18 protein-coding genes and 1 pseudogene are annotated in these 24,774 nt (G+C 67.9%); 7 read left to right on the forward strand and 12 right to left on the reverse strand.

The window, feature by feature from the left end; genetic code table 11:
- Positions 1–29 precede the first annotated feature (29 nt).
- The 3 genes and pseudogenes from C8258_RS23280 to C8258_RS23290 all read left to right on the forward strand — a co-directional run.
- Positions 30–3,581 (forward strand): annotated as a pseudogene (locus C8258_RS23280) (multifunctional oxoglutarate decarboxylase/oxoglutarate dehydrogenase thiamine pyrophosphate-binding subunit/dihydrolipoyllysine-residue succinyltransferase subunit); the annotation flags it as partial.
- A gap of 234 nt (positions 3,582–3,815) precedes the next feature.
- Positions 3,816–4,514 carry a PadR family transcriptional regulator gene (locus C8258_RS23285; protein WP_106957004.1) on the forward strand — a complete coding sequence of 233 codons (699 nt, stop codon included), beginning with the start codon at positions 3,816–3,818 and terminating at the stop codon, positions 4,512–4,514.
- A gap of 93 nt (positions 4,515–4,607) precedes the next feature.
- Complete coding sequence (locus C8258_RS23290) at positions 4,608–6,095, forward strand: DHA2 family efflux MFS transporter permease subunit (RefSeq protein WP_106957005.1); 1,488 nt, start codon at positions 4,608–4,610, stop codon at positions 6,093–6,095.
- Between the two features lie 158 nt (positions 6,096–6,253).
- Here C8258_RS23290 and C8258_RS23295 read toward each other — a convergent pair whose 3' ends face one another.
- Positions 6,254–8,089 (reverse strand): molybdopterin-dependent oxidoreductase, encoded by a 1,836-nt coding sequence (locus C8258_RS23295; protein ID WP_106957006.1) that lies wholly within the window; start codon positions 8,087–8,089, stop codon positions 6,254–6,256.
- Between the two features lie 212 nt (positions 8,090–8,301).
- Here C8258_RS23295 and C8258_RS23300 point away from each other — a divergent pair, with 212 nt between their 5' ends.
- Complete coding sequence (locus C8258_RS23300; RefSeq protein ID WP_304598384.1) at positions 8,302–9,573, forward strand: S1C family serine protease; 1,272 nt, start codon at positions 8,302–8,304, stop codon at positions 9,571–9,573.
- A gap of 78 nt (positions 9,574–9,651) precedes the next feature.
- Here the strand turns inward: C8258_RS23300 and C8258_RS23305 are convergent, their stop codons facing one another.
- Positions 9,652–10,152, reverse strand: a complete 501-nt coding sequence (locus C8258_RS23305) for a helix-turn-helix domain-containing protein (protein ID WP_106957086.1) — start codon at positions 10,150–10,152, stop codon at positions 9,652–9,654.
- 119 nt (positions 10,153–10,271) lie between these two features.
- On the opposite strand from C8258_RS23305, the gene C8258_RS23310 reads away from it, so the two are divergent.
- Both C8258_RS23310 and C8258_RS23315 read left to right on the forward strand, forming a co-directional pair.
- Positions 10,272–10,973: an SDR family oxidoreductase gene (locus C8258_RS23310; protein ID WP_106957007.1), complete on the forward strand. Its 702-nt coding sequence runs from the start codon at positions 10,272–10,274 to the stop codon at positions 10,971–10,973.
- Between the two features lie 38 nt (positions 10,974–11,011).
- Positions 11,012–11,437 carry a tautomerase family protein gene (locus C8258_RS23315; RefSeq protein ID WP_106957008.1) on the forward strand — a complete coding sequence of 142 codons (426 nt, stop codon included), beginning with the start codon at positions 11,012–11,014 and terminating at the stop codon, positions 11,435–11,437.
- 65 nt (positions 11,438–11,502) lie between these two features.
- On the opposite strand, the gene C8258_RS23320 is transcribed toward C8258_RS23315, so the two are convergent.
- The 5 genes from C8258_RS23320 to C8258_RS23340 all read right to left on the reverse strand — a co-directional run bounded on the left by C8258_RS23320 (position 11,503) and on the right by C8258_RS23340 (position 17,411).
- Complete coding sequence (locus tag C8258_RS23320) at positions 11,503–11,928, reverse strand: VOC family protein (RefSeq protein ID WP_199195824.1); 426 nt, start codon at positions 11,926–11,928, stop codon at positions 11,503–11,505.
- Between the two features lie 173 nt (positions 11,929–12,101).
- Positions 12,102–13,892 carry a long-chain fatty acid--CoA ligase gene (locus C8258_RS23325; RefSeq protein ID WP_106957010.1) on the reverse strand — a complete coding sequence of 597 codons (1,791 nt, stop codon included), beginning with the start codon at positions 13,890–13,892 and terminating at the stop codon, positions 12,102–12,104.
- Positions 13,893–14,015: 123 nt separating this feature from the next.
- Entirely contained in the window at positions 14,016–14,942 is a 927-nt protein-coding gene (locus C8258_RS23330) for an alpha/beta hydrolase (protein WP_106957011.1), read from the reverse strand.
- Positions 14,943–14,964: 22 nt separating this feature from the next.
- On the reverse strand, positions 14,965–15,795 hold the full coding sequence (locus C8258_RS23335; protein ID WP_036504721.1) for an SDR family oxidoreductase: 831 nt from the start codon (positions 15,793–15,795) through the stop codon (positions 14,965–14,967).
- Complete coding sequence (locus C8258_RS23340) at positions 15,792–17,411, reverse strand: NAD(P)/FAD-dependent oxidoreductase (protein ID WP_106957012.1); 1,620 nt, start codon at positions 17,409–17,411, stop codon at positions 15,792–15,794. The genes C8258_RS23335 and C8258_RS23340 overlap by 4 nt, the downstream gene beginning before the upstream one ends.
- 60 nt (positions 17,412–17,471) lie before the next feature.
- On the opposite strand from C8258_RS23340, the gene C8258_RS23345 reads away from it, so the two are divergent.
- Positions 17,472–18,131, forward strand: a complete 660-nt coding sequence (locus tag C8258_RS23345) for a TetR/AcrR family transcriptional regulator (protein ID WP_106957013.1) — start codon at positions 17,472–17,474, stop codon at positions 18,129–18,131.
- Between the two features lie 26 nt (positions 18,132–18,157).
- Here the strand turns inward: C8258_RS23345 and C8258_RS23350 are convergent, their stop codons facing one another.
- The 5 genes from C8258_RS23350 to C8258_RS23370 form a co-directional block, all read right to left on the reverse strand.
- Complete coding sequence (locus C8258_RS23350) at positions 18,158–19,798, reverse strand: MFS transporter (protein ID WP_106957014.1); 1,641 nt, start codon at positions 19,796–19,798, stop codon at positions 18,158–18,160.
- 7 nt (positions 19,799–19,805) lie between these two features.
- Positions 19,806–20,372 carry a hypothetical protein gene (locus C8258_RS23355; RefSeq protein ID WP_146161313.1) on the reverse strand — a complete coding sequence of 189 codons (567 nt, stop codon included), beginning with the start codon at positions 20,370–20,372 and terminating at the stop codon, positions 19,806–19,808.
- Positions 20,373–20,441: 69 nt separating this feature from the next.
- Positions 20,442–22,577, reverse strand: coding sequence for a phosphatase PAP2 family protein (locus tag C8258_RS23360; RefSeq protein WP_158271300.1), 2,136 nt, complete (start codon positions 22,575–22,577; stop codon positions 20,442–20,444).
- A gap of 31 nt (positions 22,578–22,608) precedes the next feature.
- Positions 22,609–23,526, reverse strand: coding sequence for a DMT family transporter (locus tag C8258_RS23365; RefSeq protein WP_106957017.1), 918 nt, complete (start codon positions 23,524–23,526; stop codon positions 22,609–22,611).
- A gap of 98 nt (positions 23,527–23,624) precedes the next feature.
- Positions 23,625–24,665, reverse strand: coding sequence for a glycine betaine ABC transporter substrate-binding protein (locus tag C8258_RS23370; RefSeq protein WP_106957018.1), 1,041 nt, complete (start codon positions 24,663–24,665; stop codon positions 23,625–23,627).
- Positions 24,666–24,774 lie beyond the last annotated feature (109 nt).

Genomic DNA, 24,774 nt, shown 5'->3' on the forward strand with positions numbered 1-24,774 from the left:
GCGGCGTCAGATGTGTATAAGAGACAGCACCCGCCGCCACGGCTCCGGCCGCACCGAAGGCCACCGCCGCCGCATCGGCCGCCGCCGCCCCGCCGCAGGCTCGCGGCAGCAAGCCGCAGGCCAGCACCACTCCGGCGCCGACCTCCAACGCCGCCCCCACCAAGACCGCTCCGGCCGAACCGGCCGCCGACGAGTCGAAGGTGCTGCGCGGCCCGGCCGCGGCGATCGTCAAGAACATGTCGTCGTCGCTGACCATCCCGACCGCGACCAGCGTGCGCGCCATTCCGGCGAAGCTGATGATCGACAACCGTCTGGTCATCAACAACCATCTGGCCCGTACCCGCGGTGGCAAGATCTCGTTCACCCATCTGCTCGGCTACGCGATCGTCCAAGCGGTCAAGGCGTTCCCGAACATGAACCGCCATTTCGCCGAGGTCGACGGCAAGCCGAACTCGGTCACCCCCGCGCACACCAACCTCGGCCTGGCGATCGACCTACCGGGCAAGGACGGCAGCCGCACCCTGGTCGTCGCGGCGATCAAGAACACCGAGACGATGTCGTTCGCGCAGTTCCACAGCGCCTACGAGGACATCGTGCGCCGGGCGCGCGACGGCAAGCTCACCACCGAGGACTTCACCGGGGTCACCATCTCGCTGACCAACCCGGGAACCATCGGCACCAACCACTCGGTGCCGCGGCTGATGCCCGGCCAGGGCGCGATCATCGGCGCGGGCGCCATGGAGTACCCGGCCGAATTCCAGGGCATGAGCGATCAGCAGCTCGCCGAGATCGGTATCGGCAAGCTGATGACGCTGACCTCCACCTACGACCACCGCATCATCCAGGGCGCGGAGTCGGGTGATTTCCTGCGCACCATCCACAACCTGCTGATCTCCGACGAATTCTTCGACGAGATCTTCCACGGCATGGGTGTGCCCTACGAGCCGGTGCGCTGGCGCAAGGACATCAAAGAGCGCGGCGTCGACAAGAGCGTGCGTGTCCAGGAGCTGATCGCGGCGTATCGCAGTCGCGGCCACCTGATGGCCGACACCGACCCGCTGCGGCTGGTGAAGGACAAGTTCCGCAGCCACCCCGACCTCGACGTCACCCAGCACGGACTGACCCTGTGGGACCTCGACCGCGAATTCAACGTCGCGGGCTTCCACGGCCAGGAGCGGATGAAGCTGCGCGACGTGCTCTCGGTGCTGCGCGACGCGTACTGCCGCCACGTCGGCGTCGAGTACACCCACATCCTGGAAACCGAACAGCTGCAATGGATTCAGGACCGGGTCGAGCAGAAGCACGAGAAGCCGACCGTCGCCCAGCAGAAGTACATCCTGTCGCGGCTGAACGCGGCCGAGGCGTTCGAGACCTTCCTGCAGACCAAGTACGTCGGCCAGAAGCGCTTCTCACTGGAGGGCGCCGAGTCGACCATCCCGATGATGGACGCCGTCATCGACCAGTGCGCCGAGCACGGGCTCGACGAGGTCGTCATCGGCATGCCGCACCGCGGCCGCCTGAACGTGCTGGCCAATATCGTCGGCAAGCCGTACTCGCAGATCTTCACCGAGTTCGAGGGCAACATGAACCCGGCCGCCACCCACGGCTCGGGCGATGTGAAGTACCACCTCGGCGCACACGGCACCTACATCCAGATGTTCGGCGACAACGACATCGAGGTCTCGCTGACGGCCAACCCGTCGCACCTCGAGGCGGTCGACCCGGTGCTGGAGGGCCTGGTCCGCGCGAAGCAGGATCTGCTCACCAAGGAAGACCTGGTCACCAAGGGCGAGGAGGCGCGCACCTTCTCGGTCGTGCCGCTGATGCTGCACGGTGACGCGGCCTTCGCCGGCCAGGGTGTGGTCGCCGAGACGCTGAACATGTCGGGCCTGCGCGGCTACCGCGTCGGCGGCACGGTGCACATCGTGGTGAACAACCAGATCGGCTTCACCACCGCACCGGAGAACAGCCGCTCCACCGAGTACTCGACCGATATCGCCAAGTCGATCGGCGCGCCGATCTTCCACGTCAACGGCGACGATCCCGAGGCCTGCACCTGGGTGGCGCGCCTGGCGACCGACTTCCGCGAGAAGTTCCACAAGGATGTGGTCATCGACCTCATCTGCTACCGCCGTCGCGGCCACAACGAGGGCGACGACCCGTCGATGACCCAGCCGTACATGTACGACGTCATCGACACCAAGCGCAGCGTCCGCAAGTCCTACACCGAGGCCCTGATCGGCCGCGGCGACATCTCGATGAAAGAGGCCGAGGACGCCCTGCGCGACTACCAGGGCCAGCTGGAGCGGGTGTTCAACGAGGTCCGCGAGCTGGAGAAGTATCCGCCGGAGCCGAGCGAATCGGTCGAGGAGGAGCAGACCGTGCCGGGCACCGTCGTCACCGCGGTCGACAAGTCGGTACTGCAGCGCATCGGCGACGCCTTCCTGGGTGTGCCGGACGGCTTCAGCGTGCATCCGCGCGTGAAACCGGTGCTGGAGCGCCGTCGCGAGATGGCCTACGAGGGCAAGATCGACTGGGCCTTCGCCGAGCTGCTGGCCTTCGGCACCCTGATCGATGAGGGCCGCGCGGTGCGCTTGACCGGTCAGGACTCCCGGCGCGGCACGTTCACCCAGCGGCATTCGGTGATCATCGACCGCAAGTCCGGTGCCGAGTACACCCCGCTGCACAACATCGGCAGCGAGAATCCGGGCTGGTTCGCGGTGCACGACTCGGCGCTGAGCGAGTTCGCGGCCGTCGGTTTCGAATACGGCTACTCGCTGGGCAACCCGGACGCGCTGGTCCTCTGGGAGGCGCAGTTCGGTGACTTCGTCAACGGCGCGCAGTCGATCATCGACGAGTTCATCTCCTCCGGTGAGGCCAAGTGGGGTCAGCTCTCGGAGGTCGTGTTGCTGCTGCCGCACGGTCACGAGGGTCAGGGTCCCGACCACACCTCCGGCCGCATCGAGCGGTTCCTGCAGCTGTGCGCCGAGGGTTCGATGACGGTGGCGGTGCCTTCCACTCCGTCGAACTACTTCCACCTGCTGCGCCGGCACGCGCTCGACGGCATCCGCCGTCCGCTGATCGTCTTCACCCCGAAGTCGATGCTGCGCAACAAGGCCGTCGTCTCCAACGTCGAGGACTTCACCGACGCGAAGTTCCGCTCGGTGCTCGAGGAGCCGACCTACGAGAGCGGCGACGGCGACCGGTCGAAGGTCAAGCGGATCCTGCTGACCAGCGGCAAGCTCTACTACGAGCTGGTCGCCGAGAAGGCCAAGAAGAACCGTGACGACGTCGCGATCGTGCGCATCGAACAGCTGTACCCGATCCCGTCCTACCGGCTCAACGAGAAGCTCGCGACCTACCCCAACGCCACGGATCTGGCGTGGGTCCAGGAGGAGCCGGCCAACCAGGGCGCCTGGCCGTTCTTCGGGTTGAACCTGCCGGAGATCCTGCCGGACCGGTTCAACAAGCTGCGCCGTATCTCCCGCCGTGCCATGTCGGCCCCGTCCTCGGGTTCGTCCAAGGTGCACGCGGTGGAGCAGCAGGAGATCGTCGACGAGGCGTTCGCCCCCACCGAATAGGTCGTATCGCCCGGACGCCGGGCCGGATCGCTCTGCGGAGCGGTTCGGTCCGGCGTTCGCCGTTTCGGGCGCCGTTCTCGTGTCACATCCGGGCTCGTTCGATCGTCGTCATGAGTGGAACCATCTTGTGCCGACCCACTTCCACGTCGTATATTCGGCGTGGAATATTTGAGCCGGAGCATGTCGGGCCGTCCGCGTAGTGTGCGGCGGCAGTGACGAAGGGAGTCGAGACCGATGTCCAAGCAGCCGGGTGCCACGTTGACGCCATTGGCGATCTCGGTACTGGCGCTGCTGGAAGAAGACCGCATGCATCCGTACGAGATGTATCAACTGCTGCTCAAGCGCCGGAAGGACAATCTGCTCAAGATTCGCCCCGGCTCGCTCTATCACACGGTGACCCGGCTGGCCGAACAAGGACTGGTCCAGGCGGAGGGTACCGAGCGTTCGGGCAACCGGCCGGAACGCACCACCTACCGCATCACCGAAGCCGGTACCGCGGCGCTGCGCACCCGCATCGCCGATATCGTCCGTCAGCCGATTCGTGAGTATCCGATCTTCCCCATCGGCCTGGCGGAGGCACACAACCTTCCGGTCGACGAGGTGATCGCCCTGATCATCGAACGTATCGGCTGGCTGGACAACGACATCACCGAACTCGACGCCATCCGGGAATGGGCGCGCTCCCGCGAGGTACCCCGGCGGTACTGGATGGTCATCGACTATCTGGTGGGACTGGCGCGGCACGAAGTCACGTGGCTGCGCGGTCTCATCGAGGAGTTGCGCGACGGTTCGCTGCCGTGGCTGGAATTCGACGAGGGCGGAACCCGTTGCCCCGAGAAGACCGGTGACCTCGGCCATGACTGGGGTGCGGCCCTGACCGACGACGTACTCGCCGAGCTGCGGAAAGGCGGTGCGACCACTGCCGAGCACTGATCGGGCGCAGGTACGTGGCGCGCCCCGAGACCTTCATACGAACCACCCATCGGTCGTCGTAGTCGATCGATGCCGGGAACAGGAACGAAATCTATGACATCGCAAAGAAATCCGTGGCTGGCGCTCACCGCGCTGGTCGTCGGGTTCTTCATGATCCTGCTGGATATGACCATCGTGGCGGTGGCCAATCCGGCGATCATGCAGGACCTGCATACCGACATCAACAAAGTCATCTGGGTGACCAGCGCCTATCTGCTCACCTACGCGGTGCCGCTGCTGGTCACCGGCCGCCTCGGTGACCGTTTCGGCCCGAAGAACATCTACCTGGCCGGTCTCGCGGTCTTCACCCTGGCCTCGCTGTGGTGCGCGGTATCGGCCAATGTGGAGATGCTGATCGCGGCTCGCGCGGTGCAGGGCCTGGGCGCGGCGCTGATGACGCCGCAGACCATGGCCGTCATCACCCGCACCTTCCCGCCGGACAAGCGCGGCGCGGCGATGGGGCTGTGGGGCGGCGTCGCCGGCCTCGCGACACTGGTCGGCCCGATCCTCGGCGGCGTGCTGGTCGACTGGCAGGGCTGGAACTGGATCTTCTACATCAACGTGCCGATCGGCGTGGTCGCGTTCGCGCTGGCGATGTGGCTGGTGCCGAATCTGGAGACCCACCAGCACAAGTTCGACTTCGTGGGCGTGGTGCTCAGCGGTGTCGGCATGTTCCTGCTGGTCTTCGGCATTCAGGAGGGCAACACCCGGGACTGGGACGTCTGGATCTGGACGATGATCATCGCCGGACTGGTGGTCCTGGGTCTGTTCGTGGTGAACCAGGCGCGCAACAAGGACGAGCCGCTGGTTCCGCTGAGCCTGTTCCGCGACCGCAACTTCTCGATGTCGAGCGTCGCGATCGCCGCGATGGGCGCCGCGGTCACCTCGCTGATGGTGCCGGCGTACTTCTACCTGGAGGCCGTGCGCGAATACACCCCTACCCGCGCCGCGCTGGTCTTCGCGCCGATGGCGATCGTCACCGGTCTGACCGCGCCGTTCATCGGCAAGATCTCCGACCGGATGCCGCCGCGCATTCTGCCCACCCTCGGATTCGGGGTGTTCGCCCTGACCGTCTTCGGCTTCGCGGCACTGATGAAGCCGGACAGCTCGATCGTGCTGTTCCTGGTGGTCGCGGGCATCGCCGGACTGTCGAACTCCTGCATCTGGGCGCCGCTGGCGTCGACCGCCACCCGCAACCTTCCGATCCACCAGGCCGGCGCCGGCGCGGGTGTCTACAACACCACCCGGCAGGTCGGTTCGGTACTCGGTAGCGCCGCGATCAGCGCGCTGGTCTCGGCCCGCATGTCCGCGCAGGGTCTGGGCAGCGGACAGTTCGGCGAGGGCGGCGGCACCGGAATGGGCCATATTCCCGAGCAGATCCTCGACAAGTTCAGCACGGCCCTGGGGCAGGCGATGATCCTGCCCGGCGCGATCCTGCTGATCGGTGTGGTGGCTTCGGCCTTGTTCGTCGGCAGCTCGGCGAAGAAACAGCAGGAGGCCGAGGCGGGTTCCGAACCGGAGAAGGCCGGCATCCCCGGCTGAGCCCGGTCGGCGCGCCGAACAGGGTGCGCGCAGCGAATACGGCGAGGTCCGCGTGGCAGTACACCACGCGGACCTCGCCGTATTCGCTGCGGTGCGCGTAACCGATCGGCGCCGGGCCTCGTATCCCCCGCTCGGCCGCGCCGACGCAGGTCGCGCATCTACCCGACTCGGATCGTCCGCGAGGGGTAGCCGCTCGCCCCGTCCGGAATAACGTCGGCGACCTCCGCGGTCTGAACCGTGCCGGTGCCGTCGGTGGCGCGGGCGCGGACCGTATGGGTTCCCGCGGTGGCGTCCCAGTCGTAACTCCACTGCCGCCACGTGTCGACCGACGGTTCGGCGGCCAGGCGGGCGGGTTGCCATGGTCCGTTGTCGATCTGGACCTCGACGGCGTCGATGCCGCGGTGTTGCGCCCAGGCCACACCGGCGATCGTCACCTTCCCGGCCCGGACGGCGCCGCGCGGGGTGTCGATGCGGGTGCCGGTTTTGATCGGCCCGCGTTCGGACCAGCCGCGTCGCGTCCAATAGGCCTGAGCGCGATCGAATCTCGTGATCTCGAGTTCGGTGACCCATTTGGTGGCCGAGACGTAACCGTAGAGGCCGGGCACGACCAACCGGGCCGGATATCCGTGCTCGACGGGCAGCGGCTCACCGTTCATGCCGACCGCCAGCAGCGCGTCGCGCCCGTCGGTGAGCGCGGCGAGCGGGCTTCCGGCGGTGAAGCCGTCGGCACTGCGGGACAAGACCATATCGGCGTCGGGATGCGGGCCCGCCTCGGCGATCAATTCGTCGAGCCGATAGCCCAGCCAGCTCGCATTGCCGATCAGATCGCCGCCGATCGGATTCGATACGCAGGTCAGCGTCACCAAGCGTTCCACCGACGGCCTGCGCGCCAGATCGGCGTAGTCGAGCCGGATTTCGCGGTCCACCATGCCATGGATCCGCAGTGACCACGTCTCCTTGCTGACCTGCGGAACGGTCAGCGCGGTGTCGATCCGGTAGAAGTCGGAATTCGAGGTGAGGTACGGCGCCAGTCCCGGTATCCGCAGATCGGCGGCCGGATCCACCGGCGGCACCGGCACATTCGGCGGCGGCAGCACCACCGCGGCCCGCTCCCCCGCCACACTGCGCGCGCTCGCCCCGAGCACACGCCCGGCGATCCCCGCCGCGACCGCCAGTATTCCCACTCCGGCGATCCCGCGCATCACGTGCCGCCGATCGAACTGCGCTCCATCGGTTTTCACCGCCCGAGGCCAGGCAGCTCCGCGCGCACTCAGGGGCGCATCGTCTCCATGGGAGCGCCCTGGCATCCCGTCGGGGCGATCACCGCCCGCGAGCGGGTCGTCCGCACCCGTCTCCACACCTGCCCCTGCGCTCCCGTCCCCACCCGTACCGGCCGCAGCGCTCCTGACACCACCGGCACCACCGGCTGAGGGGGAACCGGCGGCTCCGCCTTCGATTCGAATTTCCGCCGCGTGCGTCCGATCATCTTGCGCCACAGCAGCTTTCGACGGACCGGGCGCCGCTGCTCCGCCACCGGCACCACCCCGCGCCATCGCCGGCGTACCGGCCGCTTCGTAGCGCCGAATCAACCACCGCAGCGCCACAATCGCCAGCGCCATCCCGACGACCGACGGCAACGCCCAGGTCCAGTTGGCCGCCGGGCGTTCGAGCGCGGCCCATGCCGCCCCGATCCCGAACAGCCCGAGCACCGCCGACCCGATCGGCCGCGCGGTTCGCTCGATCACCCCGACGAGCGCCGCGACGATCAGCGCCACCACACCCATCAGCAGGTACAGCATCATCTTGTCGTTCGTGCCGAAGGTGTCGATCGCCCATTCCCGCACCCCGTCGGGCGTGTGGTCGACCACCGTCGCCCCGATCGCCGCCAACGGCGCGCTCCCCGCTCCCACCGGGACCGACACCAATTCCGCGACGCCCAGCGCCAGCCCCGCGGACACGATTCCGCAGGCCGCGCGCAGTCCGGATCCGGCCATAACGGCGAGCGTACTGCGGATTCCCCCCGGTGAACCCGTCCGAACGAACTCATCGGCCACAGCGTCACAGATTCGTCAGAACTCGAGCCGGACGTGATCCAGCCCATGTCGGCGGTTCCACGGCAAGCACCCAGCCGCTTCTCAGGAATCGCGCGCTTAATTGATGGAGGATCCGAACGCGTCGGGGCCGGGTCCGAGCCGAGACACAGGATGTGACCGAACAGGACGTGATGAGCGTGTATCCGAACGAGGGCAATCGGCCGCACCAGCCCGGACCGTACGAACCACGGTCGGGGGCATACGGCCCGCACGGCTATCCGAATCAGCCGCCGTACCCGGGGCAGTATCCGGGTCAGCCCTACCCGCAGTACTCGCCGCGCGGACGCACGCCTCGGCACGGCCTGACCTTCGGCGCGGTGGCGGCCCTGGTCGCGGCGGTGGCGCTCGCGATCGCCCTGGTCGGATCCCGCATCGATGCGCACGGCCCCAACCAGGCGGCCCCGTTCGGCCACGGCCAGGGTTCGGTGGTGCAGCCGGTCGATTCGCAACCGCAGTCCACGGCGCTGGAGCAGGCGGCGAACGCGGTGGTACCGGGCATCGTCGTGATCAACACCGAGCTCGGCATGCAGAACGGCGCGGGCGCCGGAACCGGCATCGTGCTGGGCTCCGACGGCACGATCCTCACCAACAACCATGTCGTGGAGGGCGCGACCGACATCTCGGTCACCGACCTCGGCAACGGCCGCAGCTACAGCGGCAGCGTCGCCGGATTCGACCGGCAGGACGATCTGGCCGTGGTGAAGTTGCAGGGCGCCTCCGGGTTGCAGACAGCGCCGCTCGGCGATTCGGACCAGGTGAAGGTCGGCGATGCCATCGTGGGTGTCGGCAACGCGGGCGGCACCGGCTCCCCGACCGCCGCCGCGGGACGCGTCACCGCACTGGACCGTTCCATCACCGCCAGTGACGAATCGGCCGGCGCCGCCGAGCAGTTGACCGGTCTCATCCAGGTGGCCGCGAACATCCAGCCGGGTGATTCGGGTGGCCCGTTGATCAACACCTCCGGCCAGGTGGTCGGCGTGAATACCGCCGCGTCCCAGGGTTTCCAGCTCGGCGCGAGCGGTGGTCAGGGCTTCGCGATTCCGATCGACAAGGCGAAGACGATCGCCGCGCAGATCCAGGCGGGCAAGAGTTCGGACCGCGTGCACATCGGCGACTCCGCGTTCCTCGGTATCACGATGAGCGATGCCAACGGTTCCGGCGCACTGGTCCGCAATATCGTGAGCGACGGTCCGGCACAGGCCGCGGGCCTGGCTCCGGGCGATGTGATCACCGGACTGGACGGTCACAACATCGATTCGGCGACCACCATGACCAACTCGATGGATCAGCATCACCCCGGCGACACCGTCACGCTCACCTGGGTGGACCGCTCGGGACAGAGCGAGTCCGGTCAGGCGTCGCTCGCCCAGGGGCCCGTGGGCTGACCCGGCACCGACGACATCCGGCCCCGCCGACATCCCAGCAAGGATGCGGCGGGGTCCGCGTATCGGCCGAAGGCCCTCTCAGTCCGCGACCGGCGCGGGTCGCTCCCGCCCCGACGAGTTCAGCCGGATCTCGATCTCATCGGCCTTCGTGTCCGGTACGGGCTCAGGCGTGACTCGCACCCCGACCGCCGCCCCGGATTCCCGGTCGACGAACGACAGCGGCGGCTTTCCGTCCTGCAGATGTTTGTCGCCCCACTGGATCAGCGACAGGAATACCGGCAGCAGATCCTCACCGGCCGCGGTCAGGCGGTATTCCGCGCGTTCGCGCCGGCCGGGTTCCCGATACGGCACCCGTTCCACGATGCCCGCCGATTCGAGCTGTTTGAGCGCTCGCGACACCGCCGGCGCGGAGGTGCCGATCCGCGTCGTGAAGTCCTCGAATCGGGTTGTGCCGTAGAAGCATTCGCGGACGATAAGGAATACCGTCCGGGTGCTGAGCAACTCGAGCACCCGGCCGGCCGAACATCGGTCACCGATCGACCAGGCGTCCCGGTCGCTCAGCCGCGGCTCGAACATCATCGACACGGCCCCATGTTACCTAACGCTTGCGTTACCCAGCCAGCTGTGCTGTCATCTAACTAACGAGATCGTTACCCAGAGGGTGAGCAGTCGCCCCGAACGATCCGAAAGGACGAGAGATGGCCGGAATCGAAGGCGCGGTCGCACTGGTGACCGGCGGGCAACGAGGGCTCGGCAAGGCCTTCACCGACGAGCTGCTCAGGCGCGGCGCGGCCAAGGTCTACACCACCGCCCGCGCCCCGAAGTCCGCCGCCGACGCCCGCGTCGAGCCCCTCGCCCTGGACGTCACCGACGCCGATTCGGTGGCCGACGCGGCACGCCGGGCCCGCGACGTCGAGATCGTCGTGAACAATGCCGGCGTCCTCCTCCCGGCACCGCTGCTGACCGCCGACATGGCCGATATCGTCACCACGTTCGACACCAACGTCTTCGGCCCGCTGCGGGTGGCCCAGGCGTTCGCGCCGATTCTGGCGGACAACGGCGGCGGCGTCCTGATCGACATCCATTCGGTGCTGTCGTGGGCCGCGGGCGCGGCGGCCTACGGTGCGTCCAAGGCGGCACTGTGGTCGCTGACCAATTCACTGCGGCTGGAGCTGGCCGCACAGCACACGCAGGTGGTCGGCGTCCATCTCGGATTCGCCGATACCGAGATGGTGCGGCGTCTGCCGGGCGACAAGCTCGCGCCGAGCGCGGTGGCCGAGGCCGTCTTCGACGGTGTGCTGCGCGGCGATACCGAAGTACTGGTCGACGACGTCACGCGCGGGGTGAAGGCGGCACTGTCCGGTCCCGTCGAGGGCCTCGCGCTCGCCATCCCCCGCTGAATCCGTTCTCGCCCACCATCTTTCGAAGGAATATCGCCATGCCGCTGTGGCACGTCCACCATCCCGCGAACACTTACTCCGACCAGGACAAAGCAGATTTCGCACGGGATGTCACCGCCCTGTACACCGGATTCGGCCTGCCGGCGTTCTACGTCGTCGTGTTGTTCGAGGAGGTCGAGGAGACGTCGTTCTTCGTCGGTGGGAAACCGTCGAACACCACCGTGCGAATCGTCGTGGAACATCTCGCCCGCCATCTGGACGACCCGCAGCTGCGCAAGCGGTCGACGCAGCGGCTCAACTCGATCATGGAGCCCTACACCGCCGCGCGCGGATTGCACTGGGAATTCCACACCTACGAATCCCCGCGCGACCTGTGGATGATCGACGGGCTGTTCCCGCCGGACGCCGGCAGCGAGGCCGAAAAGGCGTGGGCGCGCGCCAACGAACCCAGCCCCTACAGCTAGCTCTGTACCACCGGCGCCACCCCTGCGGCGGGTGACGCGGCGGGGAGACGGCGTGGGGGCGAAACCTATTCTCCGCCGTACAGATTGATCATCCACGGCACCGAGTATTTGTCGGTGACCATGCCGAACTGCTGTGCCCACTCCGTCTTGCCCAGCGGCATGGTGACCTGTCCGCCCGCGGACAGCCCGGTGAAGATCCGTCCGGCCTCGGCCTCGTCGTCCACATCCAGGCAGACGCTGAACGGGACGTTGTCGCGGTTGAGCTGCTGCTCGGGCGGACAGTCCGAGCCCATCAGCAGCTGATCCTCGCGCCAGGTCAACGCGGCGTTGGCGATGCGCTTGCCCACCTCCTCGGGCAGGCTCCCGCCACCGCCGTCACCCATATCGCGATAGCGGACCATCTGCAGTTCCCCGCCCAGAATCGACTGATAGAAGGTGAATGCCTCCTCGGCCTCACCGTCGAACATCAGATATGCGGTAGCCGACTTCACGATTGCCTCCTCCGGAATGGATACGGGCCCGCGGCCGGCGGCCACTGCCCCACAGATGAGACGGCGACAGCCGGGAGAATTCATCGGGGTCGATCGCGCATATCGTCGCACGTCACGAACGCGAACGGCCCGCCTTCCGGAAGAAGACGGGCCGTTCGGGCGGACGAGCGGGCTCAGCCGTAGATGGCCTCGACCTCGGTCGCGTAGTTCTTCATCACCACATTGCGCTTGAGCGACATCTTCGGCGTCAGCTCACCGCTCTCCTCGGTCCAGTCGACCGGCAGGATGCGGGTCTTCTTGATCGCCTCGGCATGGGAGACCAGCTTGTTGGTGTCCTTGACCGCCTTGTCGATCTCGGCGGTCAGTTCGGGCAGCTCGATCAGCTTCTCGATCGGGGTGTCGTCGGGCACGTTGTTGCGGGTCTTCCAGCCCGGCAGCGCCTCCGGGTCGAGGGTGATCAGCGCGCCGACGAACGGCTTGCCGTCACCGACCACCATGACCTGGCTGATCAGCGGATGCGAGCGCAGGGAGTCCTCGAGCATCGCCGGGGAGACGTTCTTGCCGCCGGCCGTGACGATGATTTCCTTCTTGCGACCGGTGATCGTGATGAAGCCCTGCTCGTCGATGGCGCCGAGGTCGCCGGTCTTGAACCAGCCGTCGTCGAAGGCGTCCTCGGTGGCGGTCGGGTTGTTCCAGTAGCCGGCGAACACGACCGGGCCGCGCAGCAGCAGCTCGCCGTCCTCGGCCACCTTCGCGGCGTGACCGCCGAGCGGGCGGCCCACCGAGCCGACCTTCAGGTGTTCGGGGGTGTTCACCGAAACAGCGGCGGTGCTCTCGGTCAGGCCGTAGCCCTCGTAGATCGTGACGCCGATGCCGCGGAAGAAATGACCCAGCCGCGCGCCGAGGGGCCCGCCGCCGGAGACGGCGGACTTGCAGCGCCCACCCATGGCCTCGCGCAGCTTGCCGTAGACCAGCTTGTCGAACACGGTGTGCTTGACCTTGAGCACGAGACCCGGGCCGCCGTTGTCGAGCGCCTGGCTGTACTCCACGGCGGTGTCGGCGGCCAGATCGAAGATCTTGCCCTTGCCGCCGTCGTGCGCCTTCTGCTTCGCGCCGTTGAACACCTTCTCGAACACGCGCGGCACCGAGAGGATGAAGTCCGGCTTGTACTCGCCGAACTGCTCGACCAGCGTCGACCAGTCGGCCGTGTGCGCGACGGTGACCCCGGCGTCGAAGGCCGCCAGCGCGACCGCGCGGGCGAAGACGTGGGCCAGCGGCAGGAACAGCAGCGAGCGATGACCGGGCTTGAGGAACTGCGGCATCGCGGCACGGTCGGCGGCCGATTCGGCGTAGAGGTTGGCATGCGAGAGCATGACGCCCTTGGGCCGGCCGGTGGTGCCGGAGGTGTAGATCAGCGAGGCCGGCGAGGCCGCCTTGACCTGCTTGCGCCGCTCGTGCACGGCCTCGTCACCGAGATCCTTGCCCCGGGCGACCAGGGTGTCGATCGCACCGTCGTCGATCACCAGCGGCTCGCCCAGTTCGGGCAGGCCGTCCTCGATCTCGGCGATGGTGGCCCGGTGCCGGGCGTTCTCGACCACGATCAGCTTGGTGCCCGAATCCGACAGGATCCAGCGCGCCTGCTCGGCGGAGGAGCTGTCGAAGATCGCGACGGTGCAGCCGCCGGCCGCCCAGATGGCGAAGTCCAGCACGACCCACTCGTACCGGGTGGAGGCCAGGATGGCGACCCGGTCGCCGAGTTCGATGCCGGAGGCGATCAGTCCCTTGGCCACCGCGGTGACGTCTTTCGCGAACTCCGCGGCGGTGACATCTGTCCAACCGCCCTTGCCGTCCGGCCTGTTGAACACCACCAGGCCGGGCGTGCGCTCGGCGTGCCGGAAGGCGCCATCGGACATATTGGCGTCTTCGGGGATGGTGTAGGTAGCCGGGACTTCGAACTCTCGCATCGGTGCCCTTCCACGTGGTCTACTCGCCAGTAATTTACGCCAGCCGCAACGGCAGGCTCCGCCCGGCCGTCCGGTCGAGAATTTCGACGCGGATGCGGCCGGGCGGAACCTGTCCTACGGCTTCTATCCTATGGATCCGGTTTGCGCTGGTTGCAGCGATTGACCGAGGAATCCTGCCAGTTCCCGCGCGGCGAGCGCGGCCGGCGCCACCAGCGACGCCTGCAGCTGCGAGACGTGCCAGAGCCCGCGAGTCACCGAGAACTGAACCGGCACCTGGGCTGCCCGCAGCGCGGCCGCCAGGCGCACGCACTGCGAATGCAGCAACTCGCCCTCGTCGACCTGGACGTAGGTCGCGGGCAGCCCGCCCAGCGAGCCGAGCAGCGGCGCGTAGCCCGGATCGAGCGGATCACCGTCGCCCAGATAGGCGGCGGCGCACAACCGCGACCACGCCTTGTTGACCACCAGGTCGCGCTCGCGGGCCGGCAATTCGTTCGGGTCGGCCCACGGGGCGATCAAACCCAGTGCGGCGGGCCGCATTCCGTGCCGGTCACGCAGGCGCAACGCCAGCGCGAGCGACAGTCCGCCGCCGGCGGAGTCGCCCGCGACCGCGATCTGCTGCGGTGCGAGCCCGGTGGACACCAGCTCCAGGAAGGCCGCCTCGGCGTCGTCGAGCGCGGCCGGATACGGATGTTCCGGCGCCAGCCGGTAGTCCGGAACGTAGACGGGACAACCGATGTCGCGCGACAGATGCGCCGCCAGCGACCGATGGGTGGCCGGCGACCCGATGGTGTATCCACCACCGTGCAGGTACAGCACCGCACCCGGGCCGGCGGCGACGCCGGCGGTCACCCGCTCGGCGGGACGGCCGCCGAGCCGCATCCGATGCACCCGGGTACCGCCGGGCAGCGTCTGCAGCACCGAACCGGCGTCGAGCAGGTGGCGCTGCGCCGCCCACGGCAGCCGGCTGTGCATGGCGAACCGGAACATCGGCCCGAGGACGGCCCGCGCGACGGGCAGCGGCAGGGCCACGGATTTCGAAAAACCAGGCATCACAGTGAATTCCCGCGGCGAATCAGGGCAGGAACCGGCTGTTGACGACGTTCGCGATGCGCTGGTAGTAGGACGCGGTGGTGCGCACGAACAGATCGAGCGCCTTGGCCTCCCAGCCGATCAGCACGCGGCCGTGACCCTTGCGCACGGCCTCGGTGATGGTCTGCGCGGCCATCTCCGGGGTGTGCAGGGCGAGCTGCTTGTCGAAGAACGAGGAGAACTTCTGAGCGTCGATCCCCTCGGCGTAGGTGGCGTTGCGCGCCACCGCGGTCTTGATACCGCCGGGATGGACACAGGTGACCTTGACCGGATGCTTGCGCGCCAGCATCTCCTGGCGCAGCGATTCGGTGAAGCCGCGCACCGCGAATTTGGCCGCGTTGTAAGCACTCTGGCCCGGCACCGCGATCAGGCCGAACAGACTGGACACGTTGATCACGTGGCCGTCACCGGATTCGATGATGGCGGGCAGGAACGCCTTGGTGCCGTTGACGACGCCCCAGAAATCGACATCCATGATGCGCTCGATGTCTTTGAACTGGGAGTCGACCACCTCGCCGTGGAAGGCGATACCGGCGTTGTTGTAGATCTGGTGCACCACGCCGAAGTGCTTCTTCACCTCGTCGGCGTAGAGCAGCACCGCTTCGCGCTCGGCCACGTTGAGCCGGTCGGACTTCACCTGCGCACCCAGCGCCTCGACGCGGCGGACGGTTTCGGCCAGTCCTTCGGTATCGATGTCGGAGAGTGCGAGTTTCGCACCCCGGCGGGCCAGATTCTCGGCCAGCGCGCGGCCGATACCCGAGCCGGCGCCCGTGATCACACATACCTTGCCGGTGAAATAAGCGTCATTGCTCACTGTGCTGCTACCACTTTCAGATCGGGGCGGTCGGCCCCGTCGGCCGATCGGGTCGTGTCGTATGCCGCGACGTCGAATTTCTCGGTCAGCTTGCGGAAGCGGAAGGTGAAATCGGGCCACAGCGTGGTGTTGTTGCCGTGCTTGTCCAGATACCAGCTGGCACAACCACCGTTGAGCCAGACGCTGTTGGACATGCGGTTCTGCAGGTCGCGGTTGTAGGTGTCCTGCACATCTTTTCGCACCTCGACCGTACGCAGGCCGCGCTGGTCGAAGGTGGTGATCGCGTCGGCGATGTAGTTGATCTGCGATTCGATCATGTACACCATCGAGGTGTGGCCCAGGCCGACGTTCGGGCCGAGCAGGAAGAACATGTTCGGGAAGTTGTGGATCGCGGCGCCCTTGTAGCCCTGCTGCCCGATCTCGTCGAACAGCTCGGTGAGCGTGCGCCCGTCGCGGCCGGCGATCGTCTCGTACACCGGCGAATCGGTGACGTGGAATCCGGTCGCCACGATGAGGGCGTCGATCTCGCGTTCGGTGCCGTCGGCGGTGACGATCGAATTCGCGCGGATCTCGCGGATGCCGTCGGTGACCACATCGACATTGTCGCGCCCGAGCGCCGGGTAGTACTCGTTGGAGATCAGCATGCGCTTGCAGCCGATGCGGAAGTTCGGCGTGACCTTCTCGCGCAACTGCGCGTCCGGAACCTCGAGCCGCAGCTTCAGCCGGGCGAGACCTTCCAGCGCGAGCATGGCCGGCGGGAACTTCGCCAGACCGACGACCTGCGTTTCGCGGGCGGCGTAGATGGCGGCACGCGACAACTTCTGCACGCCCGGAACGTATTTGAAGGCCAGCCGCTCGGGCAGGGTGTACGGGCGGTCGATCCGCGGCAGCAGCCACGGGGCGGTGCGCTGGTAGACGTCGAGATGGGCCACCTTCGGCGCGATCGACGGCACGATCTGGATGGCCGAGGCGCCGGTGCCGATCACCGCGACCCGCTTGCCGGTCAGATCAGCGTCGTGATCCCAGCGCGCGGAGTGGAAGATGCGGCCCTGGAAACCGTTGATGCCCTTGATATCCGGAAGGTTCGGCTCGCACAGCGCGCCGACGGCGGAAACCAGGATGTCGGCGGTGAACGCACCCTGGCTGGTCTGCACCTCCCAGCGGGCCTGCTCCTCGTTCCACCGGGCGCCGGTCATCTCGCAGTCGAAGATGTGCTTGTCCCGCACGCCGTGACGATCGGCCACGCCCCGGATGTAGGACTGGATCTCCGGCTGCTTGGAGAACGAGCGCGACCAGTTCGGATTGAGCGCGAACGAGTAGGAGTACAGCTGCGACGGCACATCGCAGGCGGCGCCGGGGTAGGTGTTGTCGCGCCAGGTACCGCCGACATCGTTGCCGCGCTCGAGTACCAGGTAGTCGTCGCGACCCTGCTGGCTCAAACGGATGGCCAGGCCCAGGCCCGAGAATCCACTGCCGACGATCAACGTATGCACATGACGCGCCCCCGCTACACTGCGGCTCCGCTCATCACGGCCTTCGCGGCGCTCTCCGTGGTCACGCAAGCTACCGCCTCCGAGCGCGTCGCTACGGCCGTTGTCTGTAACCCTACGACTCATGTATCCAACCCTACGATCCTATTGAGCAGGAGTCAACAGTATTGACTACCGTTCAGTAGGATGGCAACCGTGAGTGACAACGGTCCCGGCACCAAACGGGTGCGGCTGAGCCCGGGCGAACGGCGCGAACAGCTGGTGTCCCTGGGCGTGAAAATGCTGCGCGACCGCACGCTGGAGGACATCTCCATCGGGGAGATCGCCCGGCAGGCGGGCATCTCCCGCGGCCTGCTCTTCCACTACTTCGCGTCGAAACAGGATTTCCAGCGCGCCATCGTGCGCCGCGCCAACGAGGAACTACTCGCTCGCACCATGCCCGACCGCAGCCTCGATCTGTTCAGCATGCTGCGCGACGCAGTCGAACGTTACGTCGAGTACGTCAGCGAGAACCGGATCTCCTATCAGGGCCTGCTCCGCGGCCCCGCCAGCGGCAGCCCCGAACTGATGGCGCTGGCCGACGCCACCCGCGATGCCATGGTCGACCGCATCCTCGCCGAGACACCGCTGGCCGCCGACGATCCCGAACTGCCGCGACTTCGCCTGGTGTTCCGCGGCTGGATCGCGTTCGTCGAGGAGACGACCCTGATCTGGTTGCGGGAGGAGCAGATCAGCCGTACCCAGTTGATCGACACCCTGGTCGGCGCACTGCCCGCACTCGCCATGCACCCCGTGCTCACCGAATGGCTGGCCGGTTCGGCCGACGGCACCGTACTGCCCGCGTGACCGCGGCAGCGTGCTGCCCCCCGATCTCAGTCCTCGTGCACGTATCCGGCGCGATCGCCGCGCCGCGGTAGCCAGAGCGCGGTGACCACGGCGGCGATCAGAATCATGATCGCCGACACCAGCAGCGCCACCTCGAGTCCACGATGGAAGGCCTCGTAGGTGGCGTGGATGACCCGGTTCACGATCGGTCCGTAGGCGGCCGAGGCCGCCGCGTCACCGCCGGCCGGGACGTTGCCGGTCTCGATGGCGTCGATGACGATGGCCTGGAAATTCGCCGGCACACCGATCTGCCGCAACCGATCCCGCAGGTCCGAATTCAGGAAGGAATTGACCAGCGAACCCAGTACGGCCACCCCCACCACCGCCCCGACCTGGCGCATGGTGTTGGTGGCGGCGGCCGCCATACCGGAATGTTCGGCCGGAACGCCGGACAGCACGGCCGAGGTCAGCGGCACCACCGCGATACCGAAACCGAGGCCGGCCAGCATCAGGGCCAGCGCCAGCGGCGTGAATTCGACTGTGACACCGAGGAACTGGCGCGTCAGCAAGATTCCCGCGGCACCGAGCACACACCCGGCGATCATCGGCGTGCGGGAGCCGCGCAACGCCACCCAGAATCCGGAGATCAGCGAACCGGCGATGATCGCGACGGCCATCGGGCCGAACACCGCGGCGGTTCGCCACCCCGAATAGTCCAGCACCTCTTGCAGATACAGCGCGGTGAAGAAGAAGATCGAGAAGATTCCGAAGTAGACCGCGAACGCCACCACCAGCGCACTGCGCACCAGCGGGCGCTCCAGGTAGTGGAAGTCGAACATCGGATTGGCCGCGCGCGACTCGACCACCAGGAAGGCGACGAACGCGATCGCGCCGATCACGAACAGCGTGATCACCGAGGCGGCCGAGTAGCCCACCTGCTCACCGGAGATGGCCGCGTAGATCACGCAGCCGAGAAACGTTGCGCCCAGGACGAATCCGGCCCAATCGACCGGACCCGGTTGCGGATCGGCGCTTTCCGGCACGAATTTCAGCGCCGCCGCCAGCACGAGCACGCCGACGATCAGGTTGAACCAGAAGATCGAGCGCCAGCCGAACGCCCCGACCAGCAGCCCGCCGATCACCGGCCCCAGCGCCAGCGCCAACCCGGAGACCGCTGCCCACGCGCCCAGCGCCTTCGCGCGGGCGCCGCGATCGGGGAAGATGTGCCGGATCACCGACAGCGTGCCCGGTTCGGAGGCCGCCGCACCCACGCCCATCACCGCCCGCCCGGCGATCAGGATCGACACACTTCCGGCCACCGCGGACAACACCGAGCCGACAGCGAACACCACCAGCCCGCCGACCATGACGCGTTTGCGGCCCCACCGGTCGCCGAGGGTGCCGGCGGTGAGCATCAGACTCGCGAACACCAGGGTGTAGGCGTTCACCACCCATTGCAGCGACACCACACCGGCGTGGACGTCGGACTGGATATCGCCGAGGACCACGCTGACGATCGTGGTGTCGAGGAAGGTGACGAACAGGATGGCCGTGACCACCGCGAGCGCTACATAGGGACGCTTCGTGCCGGACGATACCGGTTGCGCCGCAACGGTATGCGATGCGTTCGAGGCGGCGTGACGCAGCGGCCACCGCGATCGGGCACCGCGGCGGTCCGACGACGTCATCGCGACCTCAACTGGTCGGCGCGGGAAGAATGGTGGGTCCGCCCGGCGCCGCGGGCGTCGCACCCGGGCTCGGCGTCGCACCCGGCGTCCCCGCGGCCGCGCCGCAGACCGGCGGGGCCGCGCCCTCCAGCGTGAGCAGCGCGCAGAAGGTCGCGGCCGTCACCTTCCAGGTGCCCTCGATCTGTACCGCGCCGCCCTGCTGACCGGCCAGCGCCGGCGTGCCGTTGAACAGCACGTCGAAGGTGACGTCGGCGTGGTCGGTGCTGGTGCTGGCGACATTGGTGACCTTGGCCGAGGCGGATTTCGCCATCGGCGAATCGGCCTGTGCCTTGATCGCGGCGGCGAACGCGGGCCCGTTCTCCAGCAGCGCGACCTTCTGGTCGGCGGAGGTGGATCCGTCGAAGAAGCGCTCGAAGTTCCGGGTCACCGCCTGGGTCACCGTCGGCGTGCCGCTACTCGACGATTCGGTGGATTTGCCGCCGGAGTCATCGCTGCCGCAGGCGGCAGCGGCGGTCACCAGCGCGGTAAGTGCGCATGCCGCAAGCATTTTCGCCACTAACCCGCGATCGAACATGAGGCGGCCTCCCTCGGTGACGGTAGGCTCGGTGATCAACTCGCTCGAAGACTACTCGCCGGAACCCGGCTACGGACGCTTATCGGACACGAACGTGGTATCGGCGAGTTCGGCCAGGACATCGGGCAACTCGGCGGCGACCGCCCGCGCGTCGAGCAGCGCCGGATCCACCGAGAGCCCGATCCCCAATTCGCCGTTCCAGCTCAGCACCCCGGCGACCAGCGGAACTCCCGGGGCCGACGGCAGGATCGGAAACACCCGGGTGATCGGCATATTCGCGAAGGTCATCGCCAGTTCGGGACCGGCCATGTTGGAGACGATGGCGTGGAAGAACCGCCCGCCGTACACCGACCGCGCGAAGGCCCCGACGGCCGGTTCCGGGAACAGCCTGAGCACTCGATCCATCACGAAATGCGAGGCGAGCGCGCGGGTTCCGGAATGCAGCCGGTCGCTGCGGGTGCGGATCTCGGAAAGACGCTGTGCCGGGGTCGCCGCCGTCAGCGGAATGTCGATCATCACGGCGGCGGTCGAATTGCCCTCCGCCCCCGACGTCGGGTCGCGCACCATCAACGGCACCGCCACCCGGATCTGCCCGCCCAACCGCTCCCCCAGATCGGGGCGAAGACGCTGCAGCGCCGTGACGGTGACGCTCAGCAGTACGTCGGTCACCCGGACGCGATGCGAACGAGCCACGGCCCGAACGGTTTCCAGGTCCAGCGAACAGACGGTGAATACGCGGCGCACACAGTCGTCGGGCAGCGTTCCCTTCGGCTGGGCATCGGCGGCCAACTGCGCCAGTCCGGCCGCGGTACCGGCGACGGTGGTCCCCCAGCTCGGCGGCTTTCGCTCGGCCACCGGCAGATCGATGGTCGGTCGCAGCAGGCGCAGGGCCTGCACCACCGTGCCGATACCGTCGGCGACCACGTGGTGCAACAGCAGGACCACGCCGATCGCGCCCGCCTCCGGGTCGCGCACCAGGACGAGTCGCCACAACGGCCGATCCTTGGGCAGCACCTCGGCGGCGAGATCCGTGACCACCCGGCTGATTCCGTCCACCCGCCGCGCCACCACGCCCGGTGCCATGGTCGCTTCGGCCGACACCACACCATGTGATTCCACCGCCGCGGACTCCCCGTTGCCCGCTGCCGGGCCGACGGCGACACTGGTGGTGAGGACGGCGCTGAAGGCCGCCCCGGACCCCGCCGCTCGGCCATCCGGTTCGCCGAGGGCGTCCGGATCGGTGCCGGGAATCGTGCGCTCGGTGACGTGCCAGTCCCAGTCGACCGGACTGTCCACCCAGCGTGCCCGGCGCCACCGTCCCGGCTGGTCCAGACGCTGCCGGAAGCGCGGCAGATGTGCCAGCTCGCCCTGGACCAGTTTCCGGACCGCGGCGAGATCGGTCCCGCCGTCGGCCCGCGGCCGGAACACGACCATGCCGCCCACCTGCTGCGGAATGCCGGTCTTCTCGATGTGCAGGAAGAACGCGTCGGCGGGCGGCACCACCGGTGGTCGCGCGTACCAGCGGTCGACCAGCTGGATGCTCGCCGCGACGAAGGCCACCGCGATCACCGCGTCGAGGACGAAGTGGTTGGCGGTCGCGACGATCACGTAGGTGGTCAGCCCGACGTGCAGTGCGCTGAGCACCTGCACGATCCACCCGCCGGAGACCCGGGCAAGCACCACACTCACCCACAGCGCCCAGCCGACGTGCAGCGAGGGAACCGCCGCGAGCTGATTCGCCCCCGACACCAATGACGAACCCCAGGACCCCCAGGTGTGGCCGGCGACGACGGTATCGGTGAAGCCCAGTTCGGGCAGCAGTCGCGGCGGGGTGACCGGGAAGAGCGCGAAACACGCGATGGCCAGGATGTTCAGCAGCAGGAACGAGTCGCGGGCGCGGGCGTATTCGGCGCGGCGGCGAAAATACAGCCAGAACAGCAGCGCGAACGCACTGACGATGTAGGTGAAGGCGTATTCGTAGTTGGCCAGGGTCGCGAGCAGCGCCTGTGACTCCAGCCAGCGGTTGAGCGGGCGCTCGAAGTCGATCGCGAGCCACTGTTCGAGATCGAAGATGCGGTGCGCGTTGCGGTCGGCCAGTTCGCGGCGGTCCGGGGTGTGCAGGGCATCGACCGCCAGGTACAGCCCGAATACCGCGAGCCCGGCCGCACAGTCCCGCCACAGCACCGGACGCGACGGATTGCCCACACAACCGTCATAACACAGGCGTCGCAAGCTTTTACGACATCAGGCTGGGCGATTCGTCGGTTATCTCCTTGTTACCGGCGTAGAAGGCGCGGGCCAGCGGCGAATGCGCGAGTCCGCCGATACCGGCCGCGATCAGCGCCCCGGCGACCGCGACTCCGGCCAGCGCCCCGGGAGTATGCGGCACCTCGACCTTGAACGCCAGTACGCCGACCACGTAGCTGACGATCGGATTCGTCACGCTCATGGCCGCGATCGCCCAGGGCAGCGGGCCCGCGGCGAAGGCGGTCTGTTCCAGCACCAGCCCGCTGAGCGTGGAGACGGCGAGCAGATAGCCGGGCCAGTCGGTGGCGGTGGCGGGGATGCCGCGATAGACCAGATCCTCGGTGGTCAACTTCATGAAGACGGCGCTCATCGCGAAACAGACACCGGCGGCCACCGCCACGAGGTTCGCGGCCACCCAGATCGGGCAGCGGATGCTGATCAGGGCCAGCAGTGCCACCAGACCCGCGGCGGAGAAGGTGGCCAGCAGCACCCGGCCGCGATCGGGATCTCCCGAGAGTGGCGCCACGCCGCCGACGCCGAACAGCACGCCCAGGCCGGCGCAGACCAGCAGCGCGAACCAGATGTCACGGCCACGCGGGCGACGCCGGCGTCCGAACGCCTCGAGCGGGACCGCGAACAGCAGCTGAGTCGACATCAGCGGCTGCACGGCGGCCACCGAGCCCAGATGCAGCGCGACCGCCTGGGTGAAGAAACCCGCGAGATTGGTGATCCAGCCGCGCAGCCAGGTGCCACTGCGCAGCAGGCGCTGCATGAGTGTGGTCATACCGAAGACCCGGGCCGCCCGGGGTTGTTCGGCGACCACGGTGCGCGCCGCGCGCTGTTGCAGATAACCGGCCGCGGCGAACAAGAATGCGGCCAGCACTCCCAACGCGATGACCAGGACCATGCGGACCCCCGCTCAGGTGATCTATTCGCACTGTACGCCCGAATCCGTATCGAACCTGATCATGGTCGACGGGCGGAAACGGCGGACGAACGGGGTGCTCAGAGGGCGTGTTCGTCGAGCCAGATCCGGGCGAGGCCGGCCGCCGAGGCGTGTTCGTCACGGACGCGACGGACCATGGTCGCGAGGTCGGCCGTGGTGAGCTCCCCGGCTACGTAGTTGAGTTTCTTGATCTGCCGCTGGTCCAACGCACCCTGACGCAGCAGCGGGACGATGTTCTGGGCGCGGAAGGCGTACGCCGGATCGGTGACGACGGCCGGGTCGGTGCCGATGGCCGTATCACCGGGGCCGCCCGGCAGCAGTGCGACGGCCGAGGTGAACACGCCCGCGTCGACGGTTCCGTCACGCAATGCCTTGCGCAGTTCGCCGTCACCGGGAAAGTCGACGTGGTGGGTGATATCGCAGCCGTAGACCGTGCGCAGCGGAGTCACTACGTCGCGCTGCGGGTCCGGCGGTGTCCGGAGCGGGTCGAGTTCGCGCCCGCCGGCGATGCCCACGGTCAGCTCACCGCAATGCTTGGCGAGGTCGGCGGCATTCGCCGGATAGCGCGCGGCCGCGGCGGCGCCGAGTGCGAGCTGCGGCCGCAGATCGGTGGCGTCGGCGAAATCGGACACCGCCAGACCCTCCGGAACGGCCCGGCTCAGATCGTCTGCGACCGAGCCGATATGGCGCGCCTCGAACGTCATCGGCGTCCCCGCGGTCATGTCGACCGGTGGGCCGGGCTCGTGATGCTCTGCGACGGTCGCGGCCGTCGCCCGATCCGGCGCGGTCGCCGAGGACGAGGAGTCGAAGGCGGTCAGAAGATCACCACTGGTGTCGCCGACCAGCGTGATCGTGTCGGCGTCCAGCGCCGCCAGATAGTCCGCGCGCTGTCCGAGATGCTTTTTCACCGTCGTCCGTGTGCCGGTGCGTGCGAGCGCCTGGGCATAGATTTCGGCAATGACCTCCGACTGCGCCGAATCACCGGCGCCGACGGTGATCGTCGACTCGCCGTCACCGTTGGCACATGCCGCCGCCACCGTGGCGACGGTGACGGCGACAAGCACCCGGGCCGTCACTCGCACCGATCCGGCCAATCCCATCCGGCGACACCCACTCCCGATAGTCAGCGACAACCACATCCGGCGGCCGAGGGGCGCCCCGGCACAGGAATCGTAGGTGGGTCGCGTCCGCGCCGCCGATCCGCACCCG

Source organism: Nocardia sp. MDA0666, from assembly GCF_003023875.1.
In the GTDB taxonomy this organism is placed as follows: Bacteria; Actinomycetota; Actinomycetes; order Mycobacteriales; family Mycobacteriaceae; genus Nocardia; species Nocardia aobensis.